This window comes from Leifsonia sp. TF02-11, assembly GCF_017565305.1.
In the GTDB taxonomy this organism is placed as follows: Bacteria; Actinomycetota; Actinomycetes; order Actinomycetales; family Microbacteriaceae; genus Leifsonia.
On the sequence record NZ_JAGEKP010000002.1, the window covers coordinates 60582 to 83230 of the forward strand.

Below are 22649 nucleotides of genomic sequence, written 5' to 3' on the forward strand. Positions count from 1 at the left end.
GGCGATCACGGGGTCAGCGTGGCGACGGCCTCCACGTGGTGGGTGTTCGGGAAGAGGTCGAAGGCCCGCAGCGAGCGCAGTGGATAGCCGCGCTCGGCGAAATACGCCAGGTCGCGCGCGAGGGCGACCGGGTCGCACGCGACATAGACGATCTGGGCGGGCCGCATCGACGCGATGGCCTGCACGACGTCGCGTCCCGCTCCGGAGCGGGGCGGATCGAGGACCACGGTCGCTGCGCGCAGCCGGGCGCGCTCGGCTGCGGAGGCGTCCGCGGCCAGCGCGGTCACGAAGTGCTCGACGCGCGCGGTCACCGCCGACGCACCCACCCACTCCGCGAGGTTCTCTGCCGCATCGTCGGTCGCGGCTTCGTCGGACTCGACCGACGTGATGCGTGTCGTCGGGCCGAAGCGGTCGCCGAGCGCCGCCGCCAGCAGGCCGACGCCGCCGTAGAGGTCGAGGTTCGCGGCGCGCGGGTCGAAGACGGCCTCGTCGACGGCTGAGCGCACGGCCGAGGTGAGCGTCGCCGCCGCCTCGCGGTGCACCTGCCAGAAGCCGCGCGCGTCGAGCCGGAACTCGCGCTCGCCCACCCGCTCCCGGATCGGGACGGGTCGACGGCGTGGGCGCGCCGGGCGCCTGCCGCGCGTGCCGCGCTTCCCGTTCGCCTCCGGGAGGTCGTTGACGAGTACGTGCGTCGCCCCCAGCCCGGTGGCGACGATGTCGACCGACTCGGCTCCGGGGAAGCGCTGGCCGAACGGCGTCGACTCCTCTACCGCGGCCGTCGCCAGCGGGAGGCCGGTCACGGGCACCACGGTGTGGGTGCGCGCCGCGAACGGGCCGATCGTGCCGTCCCTGCCGACCTGGAGGCGCACGCGCGTGCGCCAGCCGGTGCCGTCCTCCGTCTCGCCGGGCACGGCTTCCACCGTCAGGCGGCCGCCGTCGGGGCCGACCGCGGCGATGGTGTCGGCGTCGAGTCGCGCGGTGCGCTGCAGGGCGTCCTCGATCACGCGCCGCTTGAGCTCACGCTGGTGGTCGAGCCGGATGTGGCCGAACTCGGCGCCGCCGGCGCGCTGCCCGGGGGCGCGGCGTACGGAGGCTGCGTCCCAGACGTGCTCACGGCGCTCGGCCGCGGGCTCGAGGACCTCCAGCAGCTCTGCGCGCCAGAACCGGTCGTGCGCGGTGTCGGCCACGCGGGCGCGCACACGCTCGCCCGGCATGGTGTCCGGAACGAAGACGACCCGGCCCTCGTGCCTGGCGACGAACACGCCGCCGTGCGCGACATTGATAATGTCGAGTTCGACCTCGTCCTTCTGGGGCATCCTCCGAGCATCCCACAGGTGACCATGCGCCTCTACCTCGCCTCCACCTCCCCCGCCCGCCTCGCGCTGCTGCGCGCAGCCGGCATCGAACCGGTCGTCGTTCCGTCGCACGTGGACGAGCCGGCGGCGGTCGCGGCAGCGGAGGCCGAGCACGGCCCGCTGTCGCCCGGGGCGATGGTGCAGCTGCTCGCCCGACTCAAAGCGGAGGCCGTGCGCGGCACCCTCGACGGCACTCCGATCGACGGCCTGATCCTGGGCGGCGACTCGGCGTTCGCCATCGACGACCACATCCACGGCAAGCCGCACCTGCCGGAGGTCGCGCGCGAGCGCTGGCTCGCGCAGCGGGGGCGGACGGGCGACCTGCACTCCGGCCACTGGCTCATCGACCACCGCGACGGGCGCGAGAACGGGGCCGTCGGCGCGACGGCTGTCGCGTCGGTCACGTTCGCCGATGTCACCGAGACCGAGATCGACGCCTATGTGGCCAGCGGCGAACCGTTGGAGGTCGCGGGCGCGTTCACGATCGACAGCCTCGGCGGCCCGTTCATCACCCGCGTGGAGGGCGACCCGAGCACCGTCGTCGGCCTGTCGCTGTCGACGCTGCGCGACCTGGTGCGCCGGCTCGGCGTCGAGTGGACGGAGTTGTGGAACCGGGGGTGACCGCCCGCCGGCGCAGCACGAGAAGACGATTCGGTCTCTTGTTGACTCCCTGAAGGCTCCCGAATGCTTTTTTGTGGGAATCGTCCAAAAGCTGCTCCGGCTCCGGCAATAGGCTAGGGAACTGTGCCACGTATCTCCAAGGTCCTCATCGCTAACCGCGGCGAGATCGCCGTCCGCGTCATCCGTGCCGCGAAAGACAGCGGAATCGCCTCCGTCGCCGTCTACGCAGACCAGGATCGTGACGCGATGCACGTGCGACTCGCCGACGAGGCGTACGCCCTCGACGGCTCGACGAGCGCAGACACCTACCTCGTCATCGACAAGCTCCTCTCGATCGCCCGCCGCTCCGGTGCCGACGCCGTGCACCCCGGCTACGGGTTCCTCGCAGAGAACGCCGACTTCGCCCGCGCGGTCATCGCGGCGGGCCTGACCTGGATCGGCCCCTCTCCCGAGGCCATCGAGCGCCTCGGCGACAAGGTCTCGGCGCGCCACGTGGCCGAGAAGGTCGGAGCGCCGCTCGCCCCCGGCACCCTCAACCCGGTCGCCGACGCGGCCGAGGTCCTCGAGTTCGTCGACCAGCACGGCCTCCCCGTCGCCATCAAGGCGGCGTTCGGCGGCGGCGGTCGCGGCCTCAAGGTCGCGCGCACCCGCGACGAGGTCGCCGAGCTCTTCGAGTCGGCGACGCGCGAGGCGATCGCCGCCTTCGGCCGCGGCGAGTGCTTCGTCGAGAAGTACCTCGACCAGCCGCGCCACGTCGAGACGCAGTGTCTCGCCGACGCGTACGGCAACGTGGTCGTGGTCTCCACCCGTGACTGCTCGTTGCAGCGCCGCCACCAGAAGCTCGTCGAGGAGGCTCCTGCGCCGTTCCTCTCCCCCGAGCAGGTGGAGAAGCTGTACAGCGCGTCCAAGGCCATCCTCAAGGAGGTCGGCTACCAGGGTGCCGGCACCTGCGAGTTCCTGATCGGCAAGGACGGCACGGTGTCGTTCCTGGAGGTCAACACGCGCCTCCAGGTCGAGCACCCGGTGTCCGAGGAGGTCACCGGCATCGACCTCGTCCGCGAGCAGTTCCGGATCGCCGAGGGCGGCGAGCTCGACTACGACGACCCGACACCGCGCGGCCACTCCTTCGAGTTCCGCATCAACGGCGAGGACGCCGGGCGCAACTTCATCCCCTCCCCCGGACCGGTTCACGTGTTCAAGGCGCCGGGCGGCCCCGGCGTGCGCGTCGACAGCGGCATCCAGGCCGGCGACGTCATCAGCGGAGCGTTCGACTCGATGCTCGCCAAGCTGATCGTTACCGGCGCCAGCCGCGAGGAGGCCCTGGAGCGCTCCCGTCGCGCACTCGACGAGTTCGAGGTCGCCGGGCTGCCCACCGTGCTGCCGTTCCACCGCGCCATCGTGCGCGACCCCGCGTTCGCCCCGCAGGACGGCGAGCCGTTCTCGATCTACACGCGCTGGATCGAGACCGAGTGGGCCGGCGGCGTCGAGCCGTGGTCGGGAGAGCTCGGAGACCAGGGCACGGCCGAGCGCCGCAGCAATGTCGTGGTCGAGGTCGAGGGCAAGCGCATCGAAGTGTCGCTGCCCGCCCGCATCCTCGCCGGAGGTGCAGCAACGCCCGCCGCCGCGGCCGCTCCGCGCCGCCGCACCGGCGCCCACGCGGTCGACACGGCCACCGGCGACTCGGTGACCGCCCCGATGCAGGCCACCGTCGTCAAGGTCGCGGTGACCGACGGCGACGCGGTCGTCAAAGGCGACCTCGTGCTGGTGCTGGAGGCCATGAAGATGGAGCAGCCGCTGACCGCCCACAAGGACGGCACTATCACCGGCATCAACGCCTCGGTCGGTGAGACCGTCTCTTCCGGCCACCTCCTCCTCAACATCGTCTGAGCCGTCGCTAACGGAGGAGTTCGGCCGGGTTCCGGCCCCGAACTCCTCCGTTAGCTGCTTCCAGGCCCGTCTCACGCTCTCATCTCCTCCGTTGCCAACACGGCCTCGATCGTCGCGACCACGGCATCGGCGTCGAGGAGAACGTCCCGAGCGGGGAATCGAACGCGGCGGGCGCCAAGCAGCGCGAGTCCGGTGTCGCGCGTGCGGTCGCGCTCGAAGGACGCCTTGTCCGCGTGGTAGGCGAAACCGTCGATCTCGACATACAGAACGCCGTCTACGCGGATGTCGACCCGACCGACACCGGGTACCGCGATCTGTTGCTCCACGTGATGGCCGCGTACGCTCAAGCGCTGGCGCAGGATGGACTCGACACCGGAGTCCGACCCGGGTCGCGCTGCCGCAGCCACCGCCATCGACTGCCTGGTGGTTCCCTCGAAGATTCTGCGGAGCCCGGCGAGCGTGACCGATCGGGCCGACAGCGCCGTGTCCAGTACGGCGACCGCGGTCTCCTCATCTGCGCAGCTCACGACCGACCGCAGGCACTCCGCGAACGACACGCGCCAGAGTTCCGGATGCGCGTCGTTCGGCGTCCAGTGCCGCACGGTGTCCGCGTCGGTTCGGCCGGCGTGCGCGCCGACTCTCAGATGCAACCTTCCGTCCTGCCCGCCCCAGAGCCCGTAACTCCGAGCCGCCGAGACACAGGAGAGGCGGCCGCCGGCGCTCAGCGCTGCGATCGCCTCTCGTGGGAGACCGGGGAGCGCGTAGACACCACGCCGCGGCCGGACGAGCCAGCCGCTCTCGACGGCGGCGGTCAGCACGCGATCGGGCACGGCCCGGAGCTCCCGTCGAGTCGCTGCCCCACCGTGCGCGCGGAGTCGAGTCTGCCAATCCATGTGGCCACGTTGCCGGACCGCGGCGGCCCGAGGTGGCCATCGTCTCGGATCTGTGGACAACTCGCCATGTCGGGAGCGGAGGAGATCGCACTCGACACGCCCGGGATCCGCAGCTAACGGAGGAGATCGGGGTGGGAGACGGGCGGAAGTCCTCCGTTGGCGCCGGCCGGCGCTAGCCGGTGGCCTCGGTGGGGTCGCCCTTGAGGTCGATGCTGATCTCGTCGGCGTCGAGGTTGCTCAGGGCGCCGGCCAGGACGTCGGCGCTGAACGTCCCGTCGTCGCGGGCGTCGAGCAGGGCGTCCCGCTGGGCACGGATGCGCTGCAGCCGCGCGGTCTTGTGCTGGTTGAACGCCTCCGGAGTCCGCTCCCGCGTGTCCGGCAGTGGGACGGTCTCCCCCGCCTCGTGCAGCAGCTCCAGGAGGCGCGCGCGCTCGTCGCGCTCCGCAGCGGGGTCGGCGGGCGTCGGCTTGACGATCCGCAGCGCCAGCCCGAGCGTCCCGCCCTGCAACAGCAACGACCCTGCCGCGACCAGGAAGGCGATCAACACCAGCACAGAGCGACCGGGCGTGTCCTGCGGGAGGCTCTGCGCCGCCGCAACGGTGACGGCCCCGCGCATCCCCGCCCAGACGACGATGGACCCCTCCCGCCAGCCGAGCGGAGCTCCCGTGAAGTAGTCGATGTCGGCGAGCACCCGGCGCAGGCGCGTGCCGAATCGGGTGATGTTCTCGACCGTCCACGCCCGCTGCCGCGCCCGCTGCCGCCGCACCAGCCGCCCCCGCCAGCCCGACGGCGTCGCTCCGAGACTCTCGCGCGCCGCGGCCGCGGCCGCGGGTACGCCCGCCACCTTGGCCACCTCGGCGTGGGCCACGGCGGGGTCGGCCGCGAGCACCTCCGCGTGCGCGTCGGGGTCCTCGACGGGGTCCCCCGGCAGTTCCGGCAGCGCTTCGGGAGGCTGCGGCCCCTGCTCGAGCAGCCGCCGGGCGGCGTCCGGGTCCTGCAGCCGCTCCTGCAGCTTGGTCAGCGTCGGCCGCATCCGCTCCCTGCGCCGGCCGCGCCGCGCCAGCAGGGCGAGGAGCGGCGCGACGAACGCCGCCCGCACCAGGAGGGTCAGCAGCAGGGCCGCGGCAGCGATGCCGAGGGCGGGCAGCACGCCCGAGTGATCGTTCTGCACCTTCTGCACGATGCCGAACAGTTCGAGGCCCATCGTGAGGAAGATGATGCCTTCCAGCACCAGCTCGACCGTCCGCCAGTTCTGGGAGTCCGACAGCCGGTGCTCCGGCGAGAGCACGCGCGGCGCCCTGCTGCCGGTGATCAGACCGGCGACCACCGCGGCGACGAGTCCGGAGGCGCCGAGCGCCTCCGCGGGGATCGACGCCAGGAACGGCACTGTGAACGAGATGACGGTGTTGACCGTGGCGTCCTTCACCCGCGCCCGCACGATCAGGTTCAGCCGGCCGACGACCCAGCCGAAGACGACGGCGACCACCACGGAGTAGAGGAACGAGAGCGTCACCGCCCCGACGGTGAACCCGGCGACCGCCGCTGCCGCGATCGCGGCGCGCAGCAGCACGAGCGCCGTCGCGTCGTTGAGCAGGCTCTCGCCCTCCAGGATGGCCACGACGCGCGGGGAGACGCCCGCGCGCTTCACGATGCCGGTCGCGACCGCGTCGGTCGGGCTCACGATCGCGCCGAGGGCGACGCCCCAGCCCAGGCCGAGCCCGGGGATCGCCCACGCGAAGAAGACCCCGAGCAGCAGGGAGCTCACGATGACCAGCACCACCGACAGGCCGCCGATCGCCCCGAACTCGCGGCGGAAGTTCATCGACGGCATCGAGACGGAGGCCGAGTACAGCAACGGCGGAAGGACGCCCGCGATGATCCACTCCGGCTGAAGGGTCAGCGGGGGGACGAACGGCAGGAACGAGACGAGGATGCCGATGACCACGAGGATCAGCGGCGACGCGACGCCGAAACGCTGCCCGAAGCTCGTGGCGGCGGCGATGGTCAGGACGGCGAGGACGCCGATGACCAGGATCTCCTCCATCCGCCCGGCCTCCGCCTAGAGAACGATGTGCATCGCGCGCGCGGCGTCCGAGATCGAGCCGGACAGCGACGGGTAGACGGTGAACGCCCTGGCCACCTGGTCGACCGTGAGCCGGTGCTCCACGGCGAGGGCCAGCGGGAAGATCAGCTCGGAGGCACGCGGGGCGACGATGACGCCGCCGATCACCGTTCCGGAGCCGGTGCGGGCGAACAGCTTCACGAACCCGTCGCGGATGCCCAGCATCTTCGCGCGCGGGTTGGACTTGAGGGCGAGCTTGTAGATGTCGCCCTGGGCGATGCCCTCCTCGATCTGCTTCTGGTTCCAGCCGACCGTCGCGATCTCGGGCTGCGTGAAGATGTTGCTCGTCACGTTGCGCAGTTCGATCGGGTTCACGGCATCGCCCATCGCGTGGAACACGGCCGTGCGGCCCTGCATCGAGGCGACGGAGGCGAGCGGCAGCAGATCCGAGCAGTCGCCGGCCGCGTAGATGTTCGGGATGGAGGTGCGGGCGACCCGGTTCACGCGGATGTGCCCGGACGGTGTGAGCTGCACCCCGGCCTCCTCGAGCCCGATCCCTGCGGTGTTGGGGATGGAGCCGACGGCCATCAGACAGTGGCTGCCCTCCACGGTGCGGCCGTCGGTGAGGGTCGCGACCACGCCCGTCTCTGTGCGCACGACCGACTCCGCACGCGACTTCGACAGCACCTGCATGCCGTTGCGCTTGAAGACGTTCTCGATGACGCGAGCGGCGTCGGCGTCCTCGCCGGGCAGCACCTGGTCGCGCGACGAGATCAGTGTGACCTTGGAGCCGAGCGCGGTGTACGCGGAGGCGAACTCGGCGCCCGTGACGCCGGAACCGACCACGATCAGGTGCTCCGGCACGGTGGCCAGGTCGTAGAGCTGGGTCCAGGTGAGGATGCGCTCCCCGTCGGGGACGGCGGACGACAGGATGCGCGGGCTCGCACCGACCGCGATCACGATCGTGTCGGCCTCCACCCGGTCGAAGTCTGTGCCGGAAGCCCCGGTTCCCGTCGAGACGATGATGGCGTCGTCGCCGTCGAGCCGGCCCTCGCCCGTGACGATGCGCACGCCGGCACGCACGAGCTCGGCCCGCATGTCCTCCGACTGCTGGCGCGCGAGACCCATGAGGCGCTTGTTCACGGCCGCGAGGTTGACAGCGATCTCAGGGCGCACCGGCTTGCCGCCCGCTCCGCGCGTGAAGAACTGCACGCCGAGGTCGGTCGCCTCGCCGATGGCGTTGGTGGCCTCCGCCGTGGCGATGAGGCTCTTCGAGGGCACGACGTCGGTGATGACGGCGGACCCGCCGACACCGGAGCGCTCCACGAGGGTGACGTCCGCGCCGAGCTGCGCACCGGCCAGCGCCGCCTCGTAACCGCCGGGACCGCCGCCGAGAACGGCGATCCGCTGCTTCCGCTCGAATTCATAGGCCATGCCCTCATTCTTCCGTATCGGGATGCACCGATGCGCACCCACGCGCGCTGTACTCGGCGGAAGCGCTCAGTAGAGTTGGCTCATGCTCGAAACCACCCTGAACCCGCTCGACGACCGCGCCACCGACCCGTTCGAGGTCGCGAGGCAGGCGGCGGTGCAGATCGCCGCGAAGACCGGAGTCGAGAAGCACGACATCGCCCTCACGCTCGGCAGCGGGTGGGGCAAGGCGGCCGACCTCATCGGCGAGACCGTCGCCACCATCCCCGCGCACGAGATCGTCGGATTCAGCAAGCCGGCGCTGGAGGGCCACGTCGGCACGCTGCGCTCGATCCGCCTCCAGAACGGCAAGCACGCCCTGGTGATCGGCGCCCGCACGCACTACTACGAGGGCCACGGCGTGCGCCGGGTGGTCCACAGCGTCCGCACCGCGGCGGCCGCAGGGGCGACCACCATGGTGCTCACCAACGGCGCGGGCGGCATCAAGGAGCACTGGAAGCCCGGTACGCCCGTGCTCATCAGCGACCACATCAACCTGACGGCCGACTCCCCGCTCGAGGGCGCGACGTTCATCGACCTCACCGATCTCTACTCGAAGCGCCTGCGTGAGGTCGCCCGCTCGATCGACCCGACCCTCGACGAGGGCGTGTACACGCAGTTCCGCGGCCCGCACTACGAGACTCCGGCCGAGGTGCAGATGGCGAAGACGATCGGCGGCCACATCGTCGGCATGTCGACGGCGCTGGAGGCCATCGCCGCGCGCCAGGCCGGCATGGAGATCCTCGGGATGTCGCTGGTCACCAACCTCGCCGCCGGCATCCAGAAGACCCCGCTCAGCCACCAAGAGGTCATCGACGCCGGCCGCGAGGCCGAGCCGGTGATCAGCGCACTCCTGGCCCAGATCGTGGAGGCCTTGTGAGCACGCAAGGCACGCCGGCCGACACTCCTCAGCTGCTCACCGACGCGCGCGCCTGGCTGGCACAGGACCCCGACCCGGAGACCCGCGCCGAGCTCGAGTCGCTGATCGTCGCGGCGGAGGCCGGCTCGGCCGAGGCGGTCGACGACCTGCACTCGCGGTTCGACACCCGGCTGGAGTTCGGCACCGCGGGGCTCCGCGGCGAGATCGCCGCCGGCCCGAACCGGATGAACCGGGTGCTGGTCGCGCAGGCGGCGGCCGGATTCGCCCGCTGGCTCCTGGAGCACGCCGAGGGCGCCCAGCCGTCGGTCGTGATCGGTTACGACGGCCGCAAGAACTCCGACGTCTTCGCCCGCGACACCGCCGAGCTGATGGCGGGCGCCGGTGTGCGCGCCGTGCTGCTGCCGCGCCTGCTGCCGACCCCCGTGCTGGCGTTCGCCGTGCGCCACCTCGACGTGAGTGCCGGCGTCATGGTGACCGCGAGCCACAACCCGCCGAACGACAACGGCTACAAGGTCTACCTCGGCGGCGAGAACCACGGCTCCCAGATCGTCTCGCCCACCGATGCCGAGATCGCGGCGCACATCCTGGAGGTGGCGAAGGGCGACGTCGGCGACCTCCCCCGCTCCGAGCAGTTCGAGATCGCGTCGCCCGACGTCGAGCTGGCCTACGTAGAGGCGACAGCGGCCGTCGCCACGACCTCCGCACCGCGGGACGCCGTCTCGTTCGCCTACACCGCGATGCACGGGGTCGGTTGGCGCACGGCGGAGGCCGTGTTCGAGCGCGTCGGCTTCTCGCGTCCGGTCGTCGTCACCGCGCAGCGCGATCCCGACCCGGCGTTCCCGACGGTCTCCTTCCCCAACCCCGAGGAGCCCGGCGCGATGGATCTGTCGTACGCGACCGGCCGGGAGGCCGGCGTCGACCTGATCATCGCCAACGACCCCGACGCCGACCGGCTCGCGGTCGCCATCCCCGACGCGACGTCGGCCGATGGCTTCCGGCGGTTGAGCGGCAACGAGGTGGGAGCGATCCTGGGCTGGCGTGCGGCCGAGCTCGCCGAGCGCGCGGCGACCGAGGGTGCGGCGTTCGGTGCGCTCGCGTGCTCGATCGTCTCGTCGCCGGCCCTTGCCGCCGTCGCCGCGGCCTACCGCCTCGACTTCGCCGACACCCTGACCGGCTTCAAGTGGGTGTCCAGGGCACCTGGTCTGATCTACGGCTTCGAGGAGGCTCTCGGCTACCTGGTGAACCCGCAGACCATCCGCGACAAGGACGGGATCTCGGCGGCGACGGCGTTCCTCGACCTCGCGAACGAGCTGGCCGCCTCCGGCCGCACGATCGCCGACCACCTCGACGCGTTCGCCGAGCGCTTCGGCTACTTCGCCTCCGACCAGATCTCGATCCGGGTGACCGAGCTGTCCCGCATCGGCGAGATCATGGCCGCGCTGCGGTCGACACCCCCGAGCCGGCTGGGCGGCGTCGCCGTGGACCACATCGACGACCTGCGCGACGGGTTCGGCGGACTCCCGCCGAGCGACGTGCTGCGCATCGTGCTCGCCGACGGCTCGCGCGTGATGGTCCGCCCGAGCGGCACCGAGCCGAAGCTGAAGATCTACATCGACGCGTCGAGTGACCAGGGTACGGTCGCGGAGCGGCGCGCCGAGGCGACGGGACGCGTCGCCGCCCTGGCCGACGCGATGCGGGAGCTCACCGCCTGACGCGTGGCAGGCTGGCTCTCGGTTTGACCTTCGGCCGCGCATGGCGGAGGCTGGGATGATGCGTGTGAAATTCCGGCTCGTCGTCCCGCTCACGATCGTCGCCCTCCTCGCGGGGTGTGCGCCGACAGCGGGCGGAGCTCCGAGCACCACGTCGGCCCCTCCGTCCGCCGCCCCTTCGGCCTCGCCGGACGCGCGCAGCGCCACCGCACTGAAGGCGCTCGAAGCGCTCGAGTCGGAGCACGGTGCGCGCGTCGGCGTGTACGCGATCGACACCGGGACAGGGAAGCAGATCGCGTACCGCGCCGACGAACGCTTCGGTTACGCCTCCACCTACAAGGCCCTGGCCGCCGGTGCCGTGCTCGCCGCCCCGCCGGCCGGCGGTCTCGACGCCCCGATCGGTTACACGTCCGGCCAGCTGGTCGCCCACTCGCCGATCACGGAACAGCACGTGGAGACCGGGATGACGCTCCGCGAGCTCGCGGACGCCGCGGTGCGGTACAGCGACAACACCGCAGGCAACCTGCTGTTCGAGGCGCTCGGCGGCCCGGCCGGATTCCAAGCGGCCCTGCGCGAGCTCGGCGACACGGTCACGCGTGCGGAGCGGGTCGAGCCGACGCTGAACCAGCTCACGCCGGGAGGCAGTGCCGACACCAGCAGTCCGCGCGCCCTGGCGACCGACCTCCGGGCCTACGCGCTGGGCTCCGCCCTCTCGGCGGCCGGCCGCGCCCAGCTGAAGACCTGGCTGGTCGGCAACACCACCGGAGACGCCCTGATCCGCTCTGTCGCGCCGACGGGCTGGACGGTCGGCGACAAGACGGGCAGCGCCGACCACGGCACCCGCAACGACATCGCCGTGATCTGGCGCGACACGGGCAAGCCGATCGTGCTGGCCGTGCTCACCGACCACCCGGCGGCGGACGCCGACAACGACGACGCCCTCGTGGCCGCCGCCGCCCGGGCCGCCCTGCGCGGCCTCGGCGCACTCGGCTGAGCCGCGAGACGCCCAGCGCGACCCCGTGGGCCGCGAGACGGCGCACAGTGCGCCGGAAACCTCCGAGGCGGCGGATTCTCCGCCGCCTCGCGGTCAGCGTGCCCGGCGCGCTCAGCGCGTCGGCGCGGAGCGCCGCGCGGCGCGCGCGGCGAAGCTGAGCAAGAACGTCGCCAGTGCGGCTACCGTCACCGCCGCGCCCGCGAACGGCACCACCTGGGCACCGCCCGTGCCGAGAGCGAGCGCGCCGATCGGCGGGGCGATCGCGATTCCGACGTACATCGCGGTGGAGTACCACGAGAGCGCGAGCGCCGACGATTCCGGGTCGAGGTGCACGAGCCGGTGCTGCACCGGAATCGCCATGGCGAAGGCGGTGACGCCCCAGAGCGCGAACACCACGGCGGACGCTGCGAACGATGCTTCCACGAACGGCAGCACCGCGAGCGCGACCACCTGCCCGAGCAGAGCGTAGGTCGCGATCCGGCGGCTGCCGAAGCGATCGGTCAGCGGCCCGGCGACGACGTTGCCGACCACCCCGGCGATACCGTAGGCCAGGAGCAGCGCCGCCAGCAGCGGACCCGTGCCTCCTGTCGACGCCCTGGTGACCGCGGCGGAGAAGATGTAGACGATGTTGAAGCCGGCGATCATGAACACCGTGGTCGCCAGCAGGGCGAGCACACGTAGGTTCGCCAACACCGCCAGGCGCTGCTTCAGGCTCGCCGGAGGCGCCAACGGCACGTTCCGCACGAACACCGGGATGAGGGCGGCGAGCACCACCCCGAGGCCGACGACGCACCACAGCGCGAACCGCCAACCCGCGACACCGCCGAGCGCGGTGCCGAGGGGCGAGCCGACAGCGGTCGCGAGCGTGAAGCCCGCGCCGACGAGGGCGAGGGCCCGGCCGCGCTTCTCCGGCGCGGCGAGGGAGGCCGCCGCGGCGGTGGCCGTCGGGACGAGTGCTGCGCCGCCGATTCCGGAGAAGGTGCGGCCGGCGATGAACCAGCCGAGGTCGGGAGCGACGGCGGCGACGGCCGTGCCCACGGCGAAGACGGCTAGCCCGACCGCCATCAGGGCGGAGCGGGGCACGCGCGGCAGGAGGATCGAGACCGCGGGTGCCGCGACGGCGACGACGAGCGAGTAGGTGGTGATCGACACGCTGACCGCCCCGGCCGACGTGTGCAGCGTCGCCGCGATCTCTGGCAGCAGCCCGGCGATGACGAACGCGTTGGTACCGACGACGAAGAGCCCGAGGGCGAGGACCACGAACGCCGGAGTGGTTCTGCGGTACGATTGTTCGATGATCGTCATACGGTTAGCGTAGGGCGATAGTTCGATGATTGTCAAACAATTGGGCACCGCATGACCGAATACCCTTCGCCGCCGATGGATCAGGTCGAGCTGGTGGATGTGCTCCGCGCGCTGGCCGACCCCGTGCGACTGCAGATGGTGCGCGCGATCGCCGACGGGGAAGCCCATCCCAAAGGCGTCACCGACTGGGGCGTCGACGTGCAGAAGTCGACGATGGCGCACCACTTCAAGACGCTGCGCGAAGCGGGCCTCACCCACACGATCGTGAGCGGCCGCACGCACGACATCCAGCTGCGCCGCGCCGAACTCGACGAGCGCTTCCCCGGTCTGATCGAGGCGCTCCTCACCGCCACGGACTGAGCCGGCGACCCGGCGAGACCGGCGCCGTCAGCCCAGCGCTTCGTCGAGCTTCTGCTCGAGCTCGTCGAGGTCGAAGTAGTTCTGCACGACGATCACGTCAGCGTTGGTCGGGCCGATCCGGTCGACCAGCTCCGGCGACGTGAGGATGATCTGAGCATCGCTCGCCGCGGACGTCACGCTCGCGATGTCGGCAGCGGCGACGTCGGCGTCGAGGCCCAGCCGCTCCAGAACCCGCTCCGCGTTCACCTTCAGGATGCCGGAGGTGCCGATGCCGGCACCGCAGATCGCGACGATCTTCACCGCGCAGCGTCCTCGGTCAGCGTGAGGATGCGCTGCACCTCGGCGACGTCGGCCGCCGACGCCAGCGCCGGGATCGCGTCGGGATCGTTGAACACGTTGGCGAGCTCGGCCACACTGCGCACGTGGCCCTCCGGCGTGGAGACGGCGAGGCCGATCACCACCGAGACCGGGTCGTTGTGCGGGTGGCCGAACACGACGGGCTCGTCGAGGGTCACGACGGAGAGCCCGTCGTGGTGCACATCGGGACCGGGTCGCGCGTGGGCCAGCGCGAGGCCGGGGGCGATCACGATGTAGGCGCCGAACTCCTCGATCACCTGGATCATCCGTGCGCCGTAGCCCTGCTCCGTCGCACCGGAGCGCGTCAACGCCTCTCCCGCCAGCTCGACGGCGTCGCGCCAGTCCGAGGCGTGGGCTCCGACGGTCACAGCGGAGTCGGGCAACGGTGGCAGCGGCATGTGTCCAGCGTACGCGTTAGCGCGTCAGGAACCCTCGAAACCTGCTGTGATGATCTCGGCCAGTTCTTCACGCTGCTCGACAGGGAGGAAGGCTCCCGCCGCAGCGTTCAGCTGGAAAATCTCGAGGTCCGTGCTGTCGTACGAGAAGGCGTCCGCGAGGATGCTCAGCTCACGCGTGAGCGTGGTGCCGCTCATGAGGCGGTTGTCGGTGTTGACCGTCACCCGGAAGCCGAGCTGGTACAGCAGATCGAACGGGTGGTCGAGGATGTCGTCGCCCCACGCCGCGATCGCGCCGGTCTGCAGGTTGGAGGTCGGGCTGGTCTCCAGCGCGATCTCGCGATCCTTGACCCACTGCGACAGCGTGCCGAGCGTCACGTACGTGTTCTCGTCGTCCTGGCGCTCGATCGTGATGTCCTCGGCGAGGCGAACGCCGTGGCCGAGGCGGAGGGCGCGGCCGTCGAGGAGGGCGCTGCGGATGCTCTCGAGGCCGTCCGCCTCCCCTGCATGCACGGTCGACGGGAAGAAGTTGGCGGCCAGGTAGTCGAAGGCGGCGCGGTGGTTCGAGGCGGGGAAGCCCGCCTCAGTGCCGGCGATGTCGAAGCCGACGGCGCCGCGGTCGCGGTGGCGCACAGCGAGCTCGGCGATCTCGAGACTGCGGTCGGTGTGGCGCATGGCGCTGACCAGCTGGCCCACGCGGATGCGGCGACCGGTCGCCCGCACGTCGTCGATGCCCTGCTCGAGGCCCTCCTGCACGGCCTCCACGGTCTCGTCGAGGCTGAGTCCGCGGGTGAGGTGCTGTTCGGGCGCCCAGCGGATCTCGCCGTACACCACGCCGTCGGCCCCGAGGTCCTGCACGAACTCGCGCGCGACGCGGGTCAGGCCCTCGCGCGTCTGCATCACGGCGGTCGTCAGATCGAAGGTCTTGAGGTACTCGACGAGCGAGCCCGAGTTGGACTTCTCCGCGAACCAGGCGGCGAGGGCCGTCGGGTCGCTCGCCGGCAGCTCGAGGCCGATCCCGTCGGCGAGCTCCAGCACGGTCGCGGCGCGCAGGCCTCCGTCCAGGTGGTCGTGCAGCGACACCTTGGGAAGCTCCCGGATGTCGGTGCCGTCGCTCAGTGTGTACTCGCCGACGTTCTCACTCATGCTCATGTCTCCCAATCTACTGAAGCCCGACCACCCGGCGGCACCCGTCGAGGCGGCGGTCAGCCGATGCGCTCGGCGACGAGCGGGGTGCGCTCGAAGGGCGTCCCGGGAGGCGCGATGCGGTAGGCGCCGTCGAGGGCCTCCATGGCGCGCTCGAAGCGGGCCGGCTCGTCGGCCGACAGCGTGAACAGCGGCTGCCCCGCGCGCACCTCGTCACCCGGCTTGGCGTGCAGGTCGATCCCCGCGGCGTGCTGCACCGGGTCCTGCTTGCGGGCGCGTCCGGCGCCCAGGCGCCAGGCCGCGATGCCGAACGGCAGGGCCTGCTGCTCGACCAGGACGCCGTCCGACTCCGCGACCACCGTGTGGGTCTCGTGCGCGACGGGCAGCGGCGCGTCCGGATCCCCGCCCTGCGCCCGGACGGTGGCGCGCCACTTGTCCATCGCGCGGCCGTCCTTCAGCGCGGCCTCCACGTCGGCGTCCGGCCGACCGGCGAGCGTCAGCATCTCGCGCGCGAGCGCGACCGTCAGCTCGACGATGTCGGCAGGGCCGCCGCCGGCGAGCACCTCGACCGACTCGCGCACCTCGTTGGCGTTTCCGATCGCGAGGCCCAGCGGCACGTTCATGTCCGTGAGCAGCGCGGAGGTCGCCACACCGGCGTCCCTGCCGAGCTCGACCATCGTGCGCGCGAGCTCGCGCGACTTCTCGATGTCCTTGAGGAAGGCGCCGGAGCCGAACTTGACGTCGAGCACCAGCGCACCGGTGCCCTCGGCGATCTTCTTGGACATGATGGAGGACGCGATCAGCGGGATGGCCTCGACGGTCCCGGTGATGTCGCGCAACGCGTAGAGCTTGCCGTCGGCGGGGGCGAGGCCGGAACCGGCCGCGCAGATCACGCCGCCTTCGTCGCGCAGCTGCGCGAACATCTCCTCGTTGCTGAGGTTGGCGCGCCAGCCCGGGATGCTCTCCAGCTTGTCGAGCGTTCCTCCGGTGTGTCCCAGCCCCCGGCCCGAGAGCTGCGGGACGGCGACGCCGAACGCGGCGACGAGCGGCATCAGCGGCAGGGTGATCTTGTCGCCGACTCCGCCGGTGGAGTGCTTGTCCGCCGTCGGCTTGCCGAGGCCGGAGAAGTCCATGCGCTCGCCCGACGCGATCATCGCCAGGGTCAGGTCCTTGATCTCGCGGCGCGTCATCCCGTTGAGGAAGATCGCCATCGTCATCGCCGACATCTGCTCGTCGCCGACGTAGCCGCGCGTGTACGCGTCCACCAGCCAGTCGATCTCCGCCGTGGTCAGCTCGCCCTTGTCGCGCTTGGTCCTGATCAGGTCGACGGCGTCGAACGCCTCGACCGCTCCTGCGGTGCTCACGAAGATGTAACCCCTACTTGGTCAGACAGTGTCGTCGGTGTGATGTTCTGCGGTGTATGCGTCGAGCTGGCGCGGTCCGAAGGCGTCCGGCAGCACCTCGTCGATCGTGCGGATACCGGAAACCGTCTCGAGCAGCATCCCCTCGGCCGAGTGCTCGTAGAGCAGCTGCCGGCAGCGGCCGCACGGCATCAGGGTGTCCCCGTCGCCGTTGACGCAGGTGAAGGCGACCAGGTGGCCTCCTCCGGTCATGGCGAGCGACGACACCAGACCGCACTCGGCGCACAGCGTGATGCCGTAGCTGGCGTTCTCCACGTTGCAGCCGCTCACGATCCGGCCGTCGTCGACCAGCGCCGCGGCCCCGACCGGGAACTTCGAGTACGGCACGTACGCGTGCGTCATCGCCCCCGTCGCGGCGGCGCGGAGTGCCTCCCAGTCGATCGCGTCGGTCATGACTTGATGTACGGCTTGCCCGACGCGGCCGGTCCGCGGGACATCCCGACCAGGCCGGCGACCGCGAAGATCGTCACGAGGTAGGGAAGCATCCGGAGGAACTCGCTCGGGATGGGGGCGTGCAGCAGGCCGAGCAGGCTCTGCAGCGCGCCGGCGAAGCCGAACAGCAGAGCCGCGAGCGTGGCGCGGATCGGGTCCCAGCGGCCGAAGATGACCGCGGCCAGAGCGATGTAGCCGAGGCCGCTGGTCATGTCCTTCACGAAGCCGCCGACCCCGCCGATCGTGAAGTACGCACCGCCGAACCCGGCGATCGCGCCGGCGATGAGCACCGTCCAGAACCGCGTTGGGTTCACCTTCACGCCGACCGTGTCGGCAGCTTTCGGGTGCTCGCCGACGGCGCGGACCCGAAGGCCCCAGCGGGTGTGGAAGAGGAAGTAGTACACACCGGCGACGGCGACGTACATCACGTAGACGATGAGCGTCTGGTTGAAGAGCACCGGGCCGATGACCGGGATCTGACTCAGCAGCGGGATCGGCAGGTTGGGCAGCGTGGGCGGCAGGTTGAACGCGGCGGTGTTGTTAGCCATCACGGCCGTGTAAAAGAAGCCGGTCACGCCCGATACGAGAACGTTCAGCACGATGCCGACGATCACCTGGTCGACCAGGTACTTGATCGAGAATGCGGCGAGGATGAGCGACACGATCACGCCGGCGACGGCCGCGCCGATCAACCCGACCACGACGGAGTGCGTGATCGTCGCGAGGATCGCGGACGTGAACGCGCCGCCGAGCAGCTGGCCTTCGATGGCCACGTTCACCACGCCGACGCGCTCGGAGAGCACGCCTCCCATCGCGCCGTAGATGATCGGGACGCTGAGGCCGAGCGCGGCCGCCAGAAGACCCGCGACGGGGACGGTGCCGTTACCGACCGACCACGTGATGAACCCGACCAGAAGGGCCACGGCGAAGATCGCGCTCAGCCAGAGCGGCACGCTCCGCCCTCGGGAGACCAGGACGAAGGCGACGACCGTGATCGCCACCGCGATGATGGTGACGACGATGCCCGTCGCGATCGAGGGGATCGACACGTTCGGGATGGTGAAGAAGTCGTTCTTCGTGCTGAACGTGTAGACCGTGGTCCCCGAGCGAGGGAACACGAGGAACAGCAGGATCGCGATCACGCTGAAGACTGCGAAGACGATCGGCAGACGCCAGTGGCGCACCACCACGCGGGCGGTGTCGCCATCGGACAGTGCCGGGGCCGAGGGCTGGGTCACGACGGTCATCGGGCGACCGCTCCCTTCGTGCGAGACGCTTTGCGGCGGTGCGGTGCGGTGCCCGGGGCGGGCAGCCGGAAGATCGCGCGCACCAGAGGAGGAGCGGCGATGAACAGGACCGTGACCGACTGGATGATGGCGATGACTTCGACGGGCACGTTGTCGGCCGCCTGCATCGCGAAGCCGCCGGCCTGGAACGCGCCGATGAGGATGCCTGCGACCAGCACGCCGAACGGACGGGAGCGGCCGAGGAGGGCGACCGTGATCGCCGAGAATCCGATGCCGGCGTCGATGTCGCTGCCGAAGCCGGTGGTGATCTGGCCGAGGACCTGGGTCGCGCCGGCGAGGCCGACGAGAGCTCCGGAGATCACCATCGCCCACACATAGATCGACTTGACGGACATGCCCGCGACGCGCGCGGCGTTCGGGTTCTCTCCAACCGCTCGGAAGCGGAAGCCGAGGCTCGAGCGTTCCAGCAGCCACCACACGGCGACGGTCGCGATGATCACCAGGATGATCCCGATGTCCAACGAGTAGTTGTTCCCGAATAGTTTCGGGAACACCGCGGTCGGCAGTGTCGGTGGCGTTCGGGGGTCGTTGGCGCCCGGTGCCCGCAAGAACGAGGTCGTCAGCAGATAGTTGAGCAGGTTGAGCGCGATGTAGTTGAGCATGATCGTGACGATCACCTCGTGCGCGCCCGTGTAAGCCTTCAGCACACCGGCGATGGCCGCCCAGATCGCGCCGCCGATGAGGCCGGCGATGACCGCGACGAGCAGGTGGACGCCGGGGGCCATCGGCAGCTTGAAGCCGACCAGGCCCGCGAACAGAGCGGCGATGAGCATCTGCCCTTGACCGCCGATGTTGAAGAGGCCGACCCGGAAGCTGAGGGCGACGCCGAGACCGGCTGCGATCAGCGGGGTGGCGAAGGTGAGCGTCGTCGACAGCGACTGGATTCCGGTAGCGAAATCCGGGGCGTTCGTGTTGTAGATCGCTCCCTGGAAGAGCGCTGCGTACGCCCCACCGACCGCGTTGGCGATCGCGGCGAAGGTGTCGCCGGGCCGCGCGAAGAAGTAGCCCATCGCCTGCTGGACCTGCTGGTTCGTGAGGGCGATGAACACGCCGCCGACGACGAGCGCGACAATGACCGCGCAGATCGACAGCACCACGCTGCCTGAGGCGATCTCTCGCAGCATGCGGTGGGTGCGCGACAGCTCGGGCGCCGGCGGCTCCGTGGCGCGCTGCTCCCGGGGGATCTGGTCGAGGGCGGGCGCGTCGGCGGGGGCCTCCCCGGTGACCGCGTCGACGTCGGCCGCTGGCATCTGTTCGCTCATGCGGAGGCTCCTTGGGCATCGATGAGGTACTCGGCGGGAGGGGCCTCGCCCGTCATCATCAGGCCGAGGATCTCGCGAGGGGTCGTCGACGGGACGATCCCGACAATTCCGCCGCGGTACATGACGGCGATGCGGTCGCCGAGCGCGACGATCTCGTCGAGCTCGGTCGAGACGACGATGACGGGAACGCCGGAGTCCCTGGCGGCGATGATCTGGTCGTGCACGAATTCGATCGATCCCACGTCCAGGCCGCGGGTGGGCTGTGCGGCGACGAAGAGGCGCAACTCGCGGCTGAGCTCACGCGCGAGCACGACCTTCTGCTGGTTGCCTCCGGAGAGGCGGCCGACGTGCGTCGTGATCCCCTGGGCGCGGACGTCGAACTCGCGGGACTTCTCCTCGGCGAACGCGTCGCGGTATTTGAGCTGCAGGTTGGACGCCTTCACGAACGGGCCGCGGCCCGAGCGGTCGAGCATCAGGTTCTCCGCGATCGAGAACTCGGCGACCAGCCCATCGACGTTGCGGTCCTCCGGCACGAAACCGACGCCGGAGTCGAGGACCTTGCGCACGGACAGGCCGAGGATCTCACGGCCGTCGAGCTCGATCGAGCCGCTGACGCGCTTCTGGAGGCCGAGCAGCGCCTCCGTGAGTTCGGTCTGGCCGTTGCCCTGCACGCCGGCGATGGCGAGGACTTCTCCGCCGAAGACATCGAAGCTGATGCCGTCGACCAGCACGACACCGCTCGGGTCGGAGACCGTCAGGTCGCGCACACGAAGGGCGTTGTCTCTGAGTTTCGGCGCTTCCTTGTGGACGCTGAGCTCGACGCTGCGGCCGACCATCAGCGACGCGAGCTCGGCGTTCGACGCCTTCGGGTCGGCCTCACCGACCACCTTGCCGAGACGCATCACGGTGATCCGTGACGCCACCTCGCGCACCTCGCGCAGCTTGTGGGTGATGAAGACGATGCCGGTGCCGCTCTCGGCGAGCTGTCGCATGATCGTCATCAGCTCGTCGGTCTCCTGCGGGGTCAGCACGGCGGTCGGCTCGTCGAAGACGAGCACCTTGGCGTCGCGCGAGAGCGCCTTGATGATCTCGACGCGCTGCTGCACACCGACCGGGAGGTCTTCGACGATCGCGTCCGGGTCGAGGTCGAAGCCGAAGCGGGCGGAGATCTCGCGCACCTTCGCGCGAGCGGCGGCGAGGTCGAGACGACCGCCGAACCTGGTCTGTTCGTGACCGAGCATGACGTTCTCGGCGACGGTGAAGACGGGGACCAGCATGAAGTGCTGGTGGACCATGCCGATACCGGCCTTCATGGCGTCACCGGGCCCGGAGAAGTGCTGGACGACGTCGTCCAGGAGGATCTCGCCCTCGTCGGCCTGATAGAGCCCGTAGAGGACGTTCATGAGGGTGGACTTGCCTGCGCCGTTCTCGCCGAGGAGGCAGTGGATCTCACCGGGTTCGACGGTGAGATCGATGTGGTCGTTCGCGACCAGGGCGCCGAAGCGTTTGGTGATTCCGCGGAGCTCGAGTTTCATGTGGGGGCCTTGTGGGTGTCGGGTGAAGCATCGCCCGGGGCGGGGACGAGGTGGGGAGACCGGCCGCGCACGGCCGGTCTCCCTGGTGTCGCGTGCGACTTACTCGCTGAACGCCGACGGCGACTGGACCTTGATCGAGCCGTCGATGATGCCGGCCTTGATCTTGTCGAGCTCGCCCTGGAGACCCTTGTCGACCTTCGACTCGAAGTCGTGGAACGGCGCGATGCCGACGCCGTTGTTCTTCAGCGTGCCGACGTACTGCGTGTTGTCGAACTTGTTGCCAGTGGCGGCCTGCTGCACGATCGTCGAGACGGTCGGCTTGATGTTCTTCATGATCGAGGTGAGGAACAGGCTGTTGTAGCCGTTCTGGTCGGTCAGGAAGACGTCCGCGTCGTTGCCGATCAGTGCGACGTCCTTGCCGCCGTCCTTGATCGCCGAGGCGGCGCCCTGGTAGATCGGGCCGCCGATCGGGGCGAGCACGTCGGCGTTCTGGCCGAGCATGGTCTGTGCGATCGTCTTGGACGTGTTCAGGTCGACGAAGCTGTTCACGAACTGGCCGTCCTGCGACGCGACATCCCAGCCGATGACCTTCTTCGAGGCGCCCTTCTGGTCGTTGTAGTACTTGACGCCGTCCGAGAGGCCGTCCATGAAGATGGTGACCGAGGGCAGCTTCTGGCCGCCGTAGGTGCCGATCACGCCGGTCTTCGAGTAGCTCGCCGACGCGTAGCCTGCCAGGAAGCCGGCCTCGTCGGTGTTGAAGACGACCGGCTTGACGTTGTCGGCCTTGATGCTGTTGTCGTCGACCATCACGAAGTTGACCTTCGGGTTGTCCGCCGCGGCCTGCTTGACGGGCGCCACGAGGTTGAAGCCGGAGGCGACGATGATGTTGCAGCCCTGCTGGATCAGGCTCTTGATGTTGGGCAGGTAGTCGTTGGCGCTCTTCGACTGGACCTGCTTGTAGCTGCTGCCGATCGCCTTGGCGGCCTCCTGGACGCCCTCCAGACCGAGCTGGTTGAACGAACGGTCGTTGAAGCCGCCCTGGTCGGACACGATGCACGGCAGGTACTTCGAGTTCGCGCCTGCGGTGTTCGACGAGGTGGGGGCCGATCCGCAGGCTGCGAGCAGCGCCACGACTCCGGCTGCGACAAGGCCGGTGACGGCGGCCTTACGGGCTGTGATTGTCAAGGTTTCGTCCTCCAAGATGCAGTGCCCGCTCGGGTGCGAGCGGGCAAGGATACGCAGTGCAGGTTACCGAATA

At 70.4% G+C, this 22649-nt stretch carries 20 protein-coding genes; 6 read left to right on the top strand and 14 right to left on the bottom strand.

The window, feature by feature from the left end; translation table 11 throughout:
- Positions 1–5: 5 nt before the first annotated feature.
- Positions 6–1316, bottom strand: a complete 1311-nt coding sequence (locus JNB50_RS01695) for a class I SAM-dependent RNA methyltransferase (protein WP_208038393.1) — start codon at positions 1314–1316, stop codon at positions 6–8.
- A 24-nt stretch (positions 1317–1340) separates the two neighbouring features.
- Between JNB50_RS01695 and JNB50_RS01700 the strand changes: the two genes are divergently transcribed.
- Positions 1341–1976, top strand: a complete 636-nt coding sequence (locus JNB50_RS01700; protein ID WP_208038467.1) for a nucleoside triphosphate pyrophosphatase — start codon at positions 1341–1343, stop codon at positions 1974–1976.
- 123 nt (positions 1977–2099) lie between these two features.
- Positions 2100–3863, top strand: coding sequence for a biotin carboxylase N-terminal domain-containing protein (locus tag JNB50_RS01705; RefSeq protein WP_208038394.1), 1764 nt, complete (start codon positions 2100–2102; stop codon positions 3861–3863).
- Between the two features lie 71 nt (positions 3864–3934).
- Here the strand turns inward: JNB50_RS01705 and JNB50_RS01710 are convergent, their stop codons facing one another.
- From JNB50_RS01710 to JNB50_RS01720, 3 genes are all read right to left on the bottom strand, one after another.
- Positions 3935–4756: a type IV toxin-antitoxin system AbiEi family antitoxin domain-containing protein gene (locus tag JNB50_RS01710; protein ID WP_208038395.1), complete on the bottom strand. Its 822-nt coding sequence runs from the start codon at positions 4754–4756 to the stop codon at positions 3935–3937.
- Positions 4757–4928: 172 nt separating this feature from the next.
- Positions 4929–6800, bottom strand: a complete 1872-nt coding sequence (locus tag JNB50_RS01715) for a cation:proton antiporter (RefSeq protein WP_208038396.1) — start codon at positions 6798–6800, stop codon at positions 4929–4931.
- Positions 6801–6815: 15 nt separating this feature from the next.
- Entirely contained in the window at positions 6816–8252 is a 1437-nt protein-coding gene (locus JNB50_RS01720) for an NAD(P)H-quinone dehydrogenase (protein ID WP_208038397.1), read from the bottom strand.
- An 82-nt stretch (positions 8253–8334) separates the two neighbouring features.
- Between JNB50_RS01720 and JNB50_RS01725 the strand changes: the two genes are divergently transcribed.
- Genes JNB50_RS01725 through bla form a run of 3 tightly spaced genes read left to right on the top strand, consistent with a single transcriptional unit; the run spans position 8335 to position 11871 of the window.
- Positions 8335–9168 (top strand): purine-nucleoside phosphorylase, encoded by an 834-nt coding sequence (locus JNB50_RS01725; RefSeq protein WP_208038398.1) that lies wholly within the window; start codon positions 8335–8337, stop codon positions 9166–9168.
- The gene (locus JNB50_RS01730) at positions 9165–10880 is read left to right on the top strand and encodes a phospho-sugar mutase (RefSeq protein ID WP_208038399.1); all 1716 of its coding nucleotides are present in this window, start codon (positions 9165–9167) and stop codon (positions 10878–10880) included. Before JNB50_RS01725 ends, JNB50_RS01730 begins: the two co-directional genes overlap by 4 nt.
- Positions 10881–10935: 55 nt before the next feature.
- Positions 10936–11871 (top strand): class A beta-lactamase, encoded by a 936-nt coding sequence (bla, locus tag JNB50_RS01735; RefSeq protein WP_208038400.1) that lies wholly within the window; start codon positions 10936–10938, stop codon positions 11869–11871.
- A 111-nt stretch (positions 11872–11982) separates the two neighbouring features.
- Here the strand turns inward: bla and JNB50_RS01740 are convergent, their stop codons facing one another.
- On the bottom strand, positions 11983–13176 hold the full coding sequence (locus tag JNB50_RS01740; RefSeq protein ID WP_208038401.1) for an MFS transporter: 1194 nt from the start codon (positions 13174–13176) through the stop codon (positions 11983–11985).
- A 51-nt stretch (positions 13177–13227) separates the two neighbouring features.
- Between JNB50_RS01740 and JNB50_RS01745 the strand changes: the two genes are divergently transcribed.
- Positions 13228–13536 carry a helix-turn-helix transcriptional regulator gene (locus tag JNB50_RS01745; protein ID WP_173399521.1) on the top strand — a complete coding sequence of 103 codons (309 nt, stop codon included), beginning with the start codon at positions 13228–13230 and terminating at the stop codon, positions 13534–13536.
- Between the two features lie 27 nt (positions 13537–13563).
- Here the strand turns inward: JNB50_RS01745 and JNB50_RS01750 are convergent, their stop codons facing one another.
- The 9 genes from JNB50_RS01750 to JNB50_RS01790 form a co-directional block, all read right to left on the bottom strand.
- A complete protein-coding gene (locus JNB50_RS01750; protein ID WP_208038402.1) occupies positions 13564–13836 on the bottom strand; it encodes a PTS sugar transporter subunit IIB in 273 nt (90 codons plus the stop codon).
- Entirely contained in the window at positions 13833–14291 is a 459-nt protein-coding gene (locus tag JNB50_RS01755) for a PTS sugar transporter subunit IIA (protein ID WP_208038403.1), read from the bottom strand. Before JNB50_RS01755 ends, JNB50_RS01750 begins: the two co-directional genes overlap by 4 nt.
- Positions 14292–14315: 24 nt before the next feature.
- A complete protein-coding gene (locus JNB50_RS01760) occupies positions 14316–15434 on the bottom strand; it encodes an adenosine deaminase (RefSeq protein ID WP_208038468.1) in 1119 nt (372 codons plus the stop codon).
- Positions 15435–15493: 59 nt separating this feature from the next.
- Entirely contained in the window at positions 15494–16798 is a 1305-nt protein-coding gene (locus JNB50_RS01765) for a thymidine phosphorylase (RefSeq protein ID WP_208038404.1), read from the bottom strand.
- A gap of 21 nt (positions 16799–16819) precedes the next feature.
- The gene (locus JNB50_RS01770) at positions 16820–17248 is read right to left on the bottom strand and encodes a cytidine deaminase (protein ID WP_208038405.1); all 429 of its coding nucleotides are present in this window, start codon (positions 17246–17248) and stop codon (positions 16820–16822) included.
- Entirely contained in the window at positions 17245–18534 is a 1290-nt protein-coding gene (locus JNB50_RS01775; protein WP_208038406.1) for an ABC transporter permease, read from the bottom strand. Before JNB50_RS01775 ends, JNB50_RS01770 begins: the two co-directional genes overlap by 4 nt.
- On the bottom strand, positions 18531–19856 hold the full coding sequence (locus JNB50_RS01780) for an ABC transporter permease (protein ID WP_243767906.1): 1326 nt from the start codon (positions 19854–19856) through the stop codon (positions 18531–18533). Before JNB50_RS01780 ends, JNB50_RS01775 begins: the two co-directional genes overlap by 4 nt.
- The gene (locus tag JNB50_RS01785; RefSeq protein WP_208038407.1) at positions 19853–21391 is read right to left on the bottom strand and encodes an ABC transporter ATP-binding protein; all 1539 of its coding nucleotides are present in this window, start codon (positions 21389–21391) and stop codon (positions 19853–19855) included. The genes JNB50_RS01780 and JNB50_RS01785 overlap by 4 nt, the downstream gene beginning before the upstream one ends.
- Before the next feature lie 99 nt (positions 21392–21490).
- Positions 21491–22576, bottom strand: a complete 1086-nt coding sequence (locus JNB50_RS01790) for a BMP family protein (RefSeq protein WP_208038408.1) — start codon at positions 22574–22576, stop codon at positions 21491–21493.
- Positions 22577–22649 lie beyond the last annotated feature (73 nt).

Excerpts from the sequence above, each read along its gene's own strand:
- JNB50_RS01695 (WP_208038393.1), bottom strand. The coding sequence starts at position 1,316 with ATGCCCCAGAAGGACGAGGTCGAACTCGACATTATCAATGTCGCGCAC.
- JNB50_RS01700 (WP_208038467.1), top strand. The coding sequence starts at position 1,341 with ATGCGCCTCTACCTCGCCTCCACCTCCCCCGCCCGCCTCGCGCTGCTG.
- JNB50_RS01710 (WP_208038395.1), bottom strand. The coding sequence starts at position 4,756 with ATGGATTGGCAGACTCGACTCCGCGCGCACGGTGGGGCAGCGACTCGA.
- JNB50_RS01715 (WP_208038396.1), bottom strand. The coding sequence starts at position 6,800 with ATGGAGGAGATCCTGGTCATCGGCGTCCTCGCCGTCCTGACCATCGCC.
- JNB50_RS01720 (WP_208038397.1), bottom strand. The coding sequence starts at position 8,252 with ATGGCCTATGAATTCGAGCGGAAGCAGCGGATCGCCGTTCTCGGCGGC.
- JNB50_RS01725 (WP_208038398.1), top strand. The coding sequence starts at position 8,335 with ATGCTCGAAACCACCCTGAACCCGCTCGACGACCGCGCCACCGACCCG.
- bla (WP_208038400.1), top strand. The coding sequence starts at position 10,936 with ATGATGCGTGTGAAATTCCGGCTCGTCGTCCCGCTCACGATCGTCGCC.
- JNB50_RS01740 (WP_208038401.1), bottom strand. The coding sequence starts at position 13,176 with ATGACGATCATCGAACAATCGTACCGCAGAACCACTCCGGCGTTCGTG.
- JNB50_RS01745 (WP_173399521.1), top strand. The coding sequence starts at position 13,228 with ATGACCGAATACCCTTCGCCGCCGATGGATCAGGTCGAGCTGGTGGAT.
- JNB50_RS01755 (WP_208038403.1), bottom strand. The coding sequence starts at position 14,291 with ATGCCGCTGCCACCGTTGCCCGACTCCGCTGTGACCGTCGGAGCCCAC.
- JNB50_RS01760 (WP_208038468.1), bottom strand. The coding sequence starts at position 15,434 with ATGAGTGAGAACGTCGGCGAGTACACACTGAGCGACGGCACCGACATC.
- JNB50_RS01770 (WP_208038405.1), bottom strand. The coding sequence starts at position 17,248 with ATGACCGACGCGATCGACTGGGAGGCACTCCGCGCCGCCGCGACGGGG.
- JNB50_RS01775 (WP_208038406.1), bottom strand. The coding sequence starts at position 18,534 with ATGACCGTCGTGACCCAGCCCTCGGCCCCGGCACTGTCCGATGGCGAC.
- JNB50_RS01780 (WP_243767906.1), bottom strand. The coding sequence starts at position 19,856 with ATGAGCGAACAGATGCCAGCGGCCGACGTCGACGCGGTCACCGGGGAG.
- JNB50_RS01785 (WP_208038407.1), bottom strand. The coding sequence starts at position 21,391 with ATGAAACTCGAGCTCCGCGGAATCACCAAACGCTTCGGCGCCCTGGTC.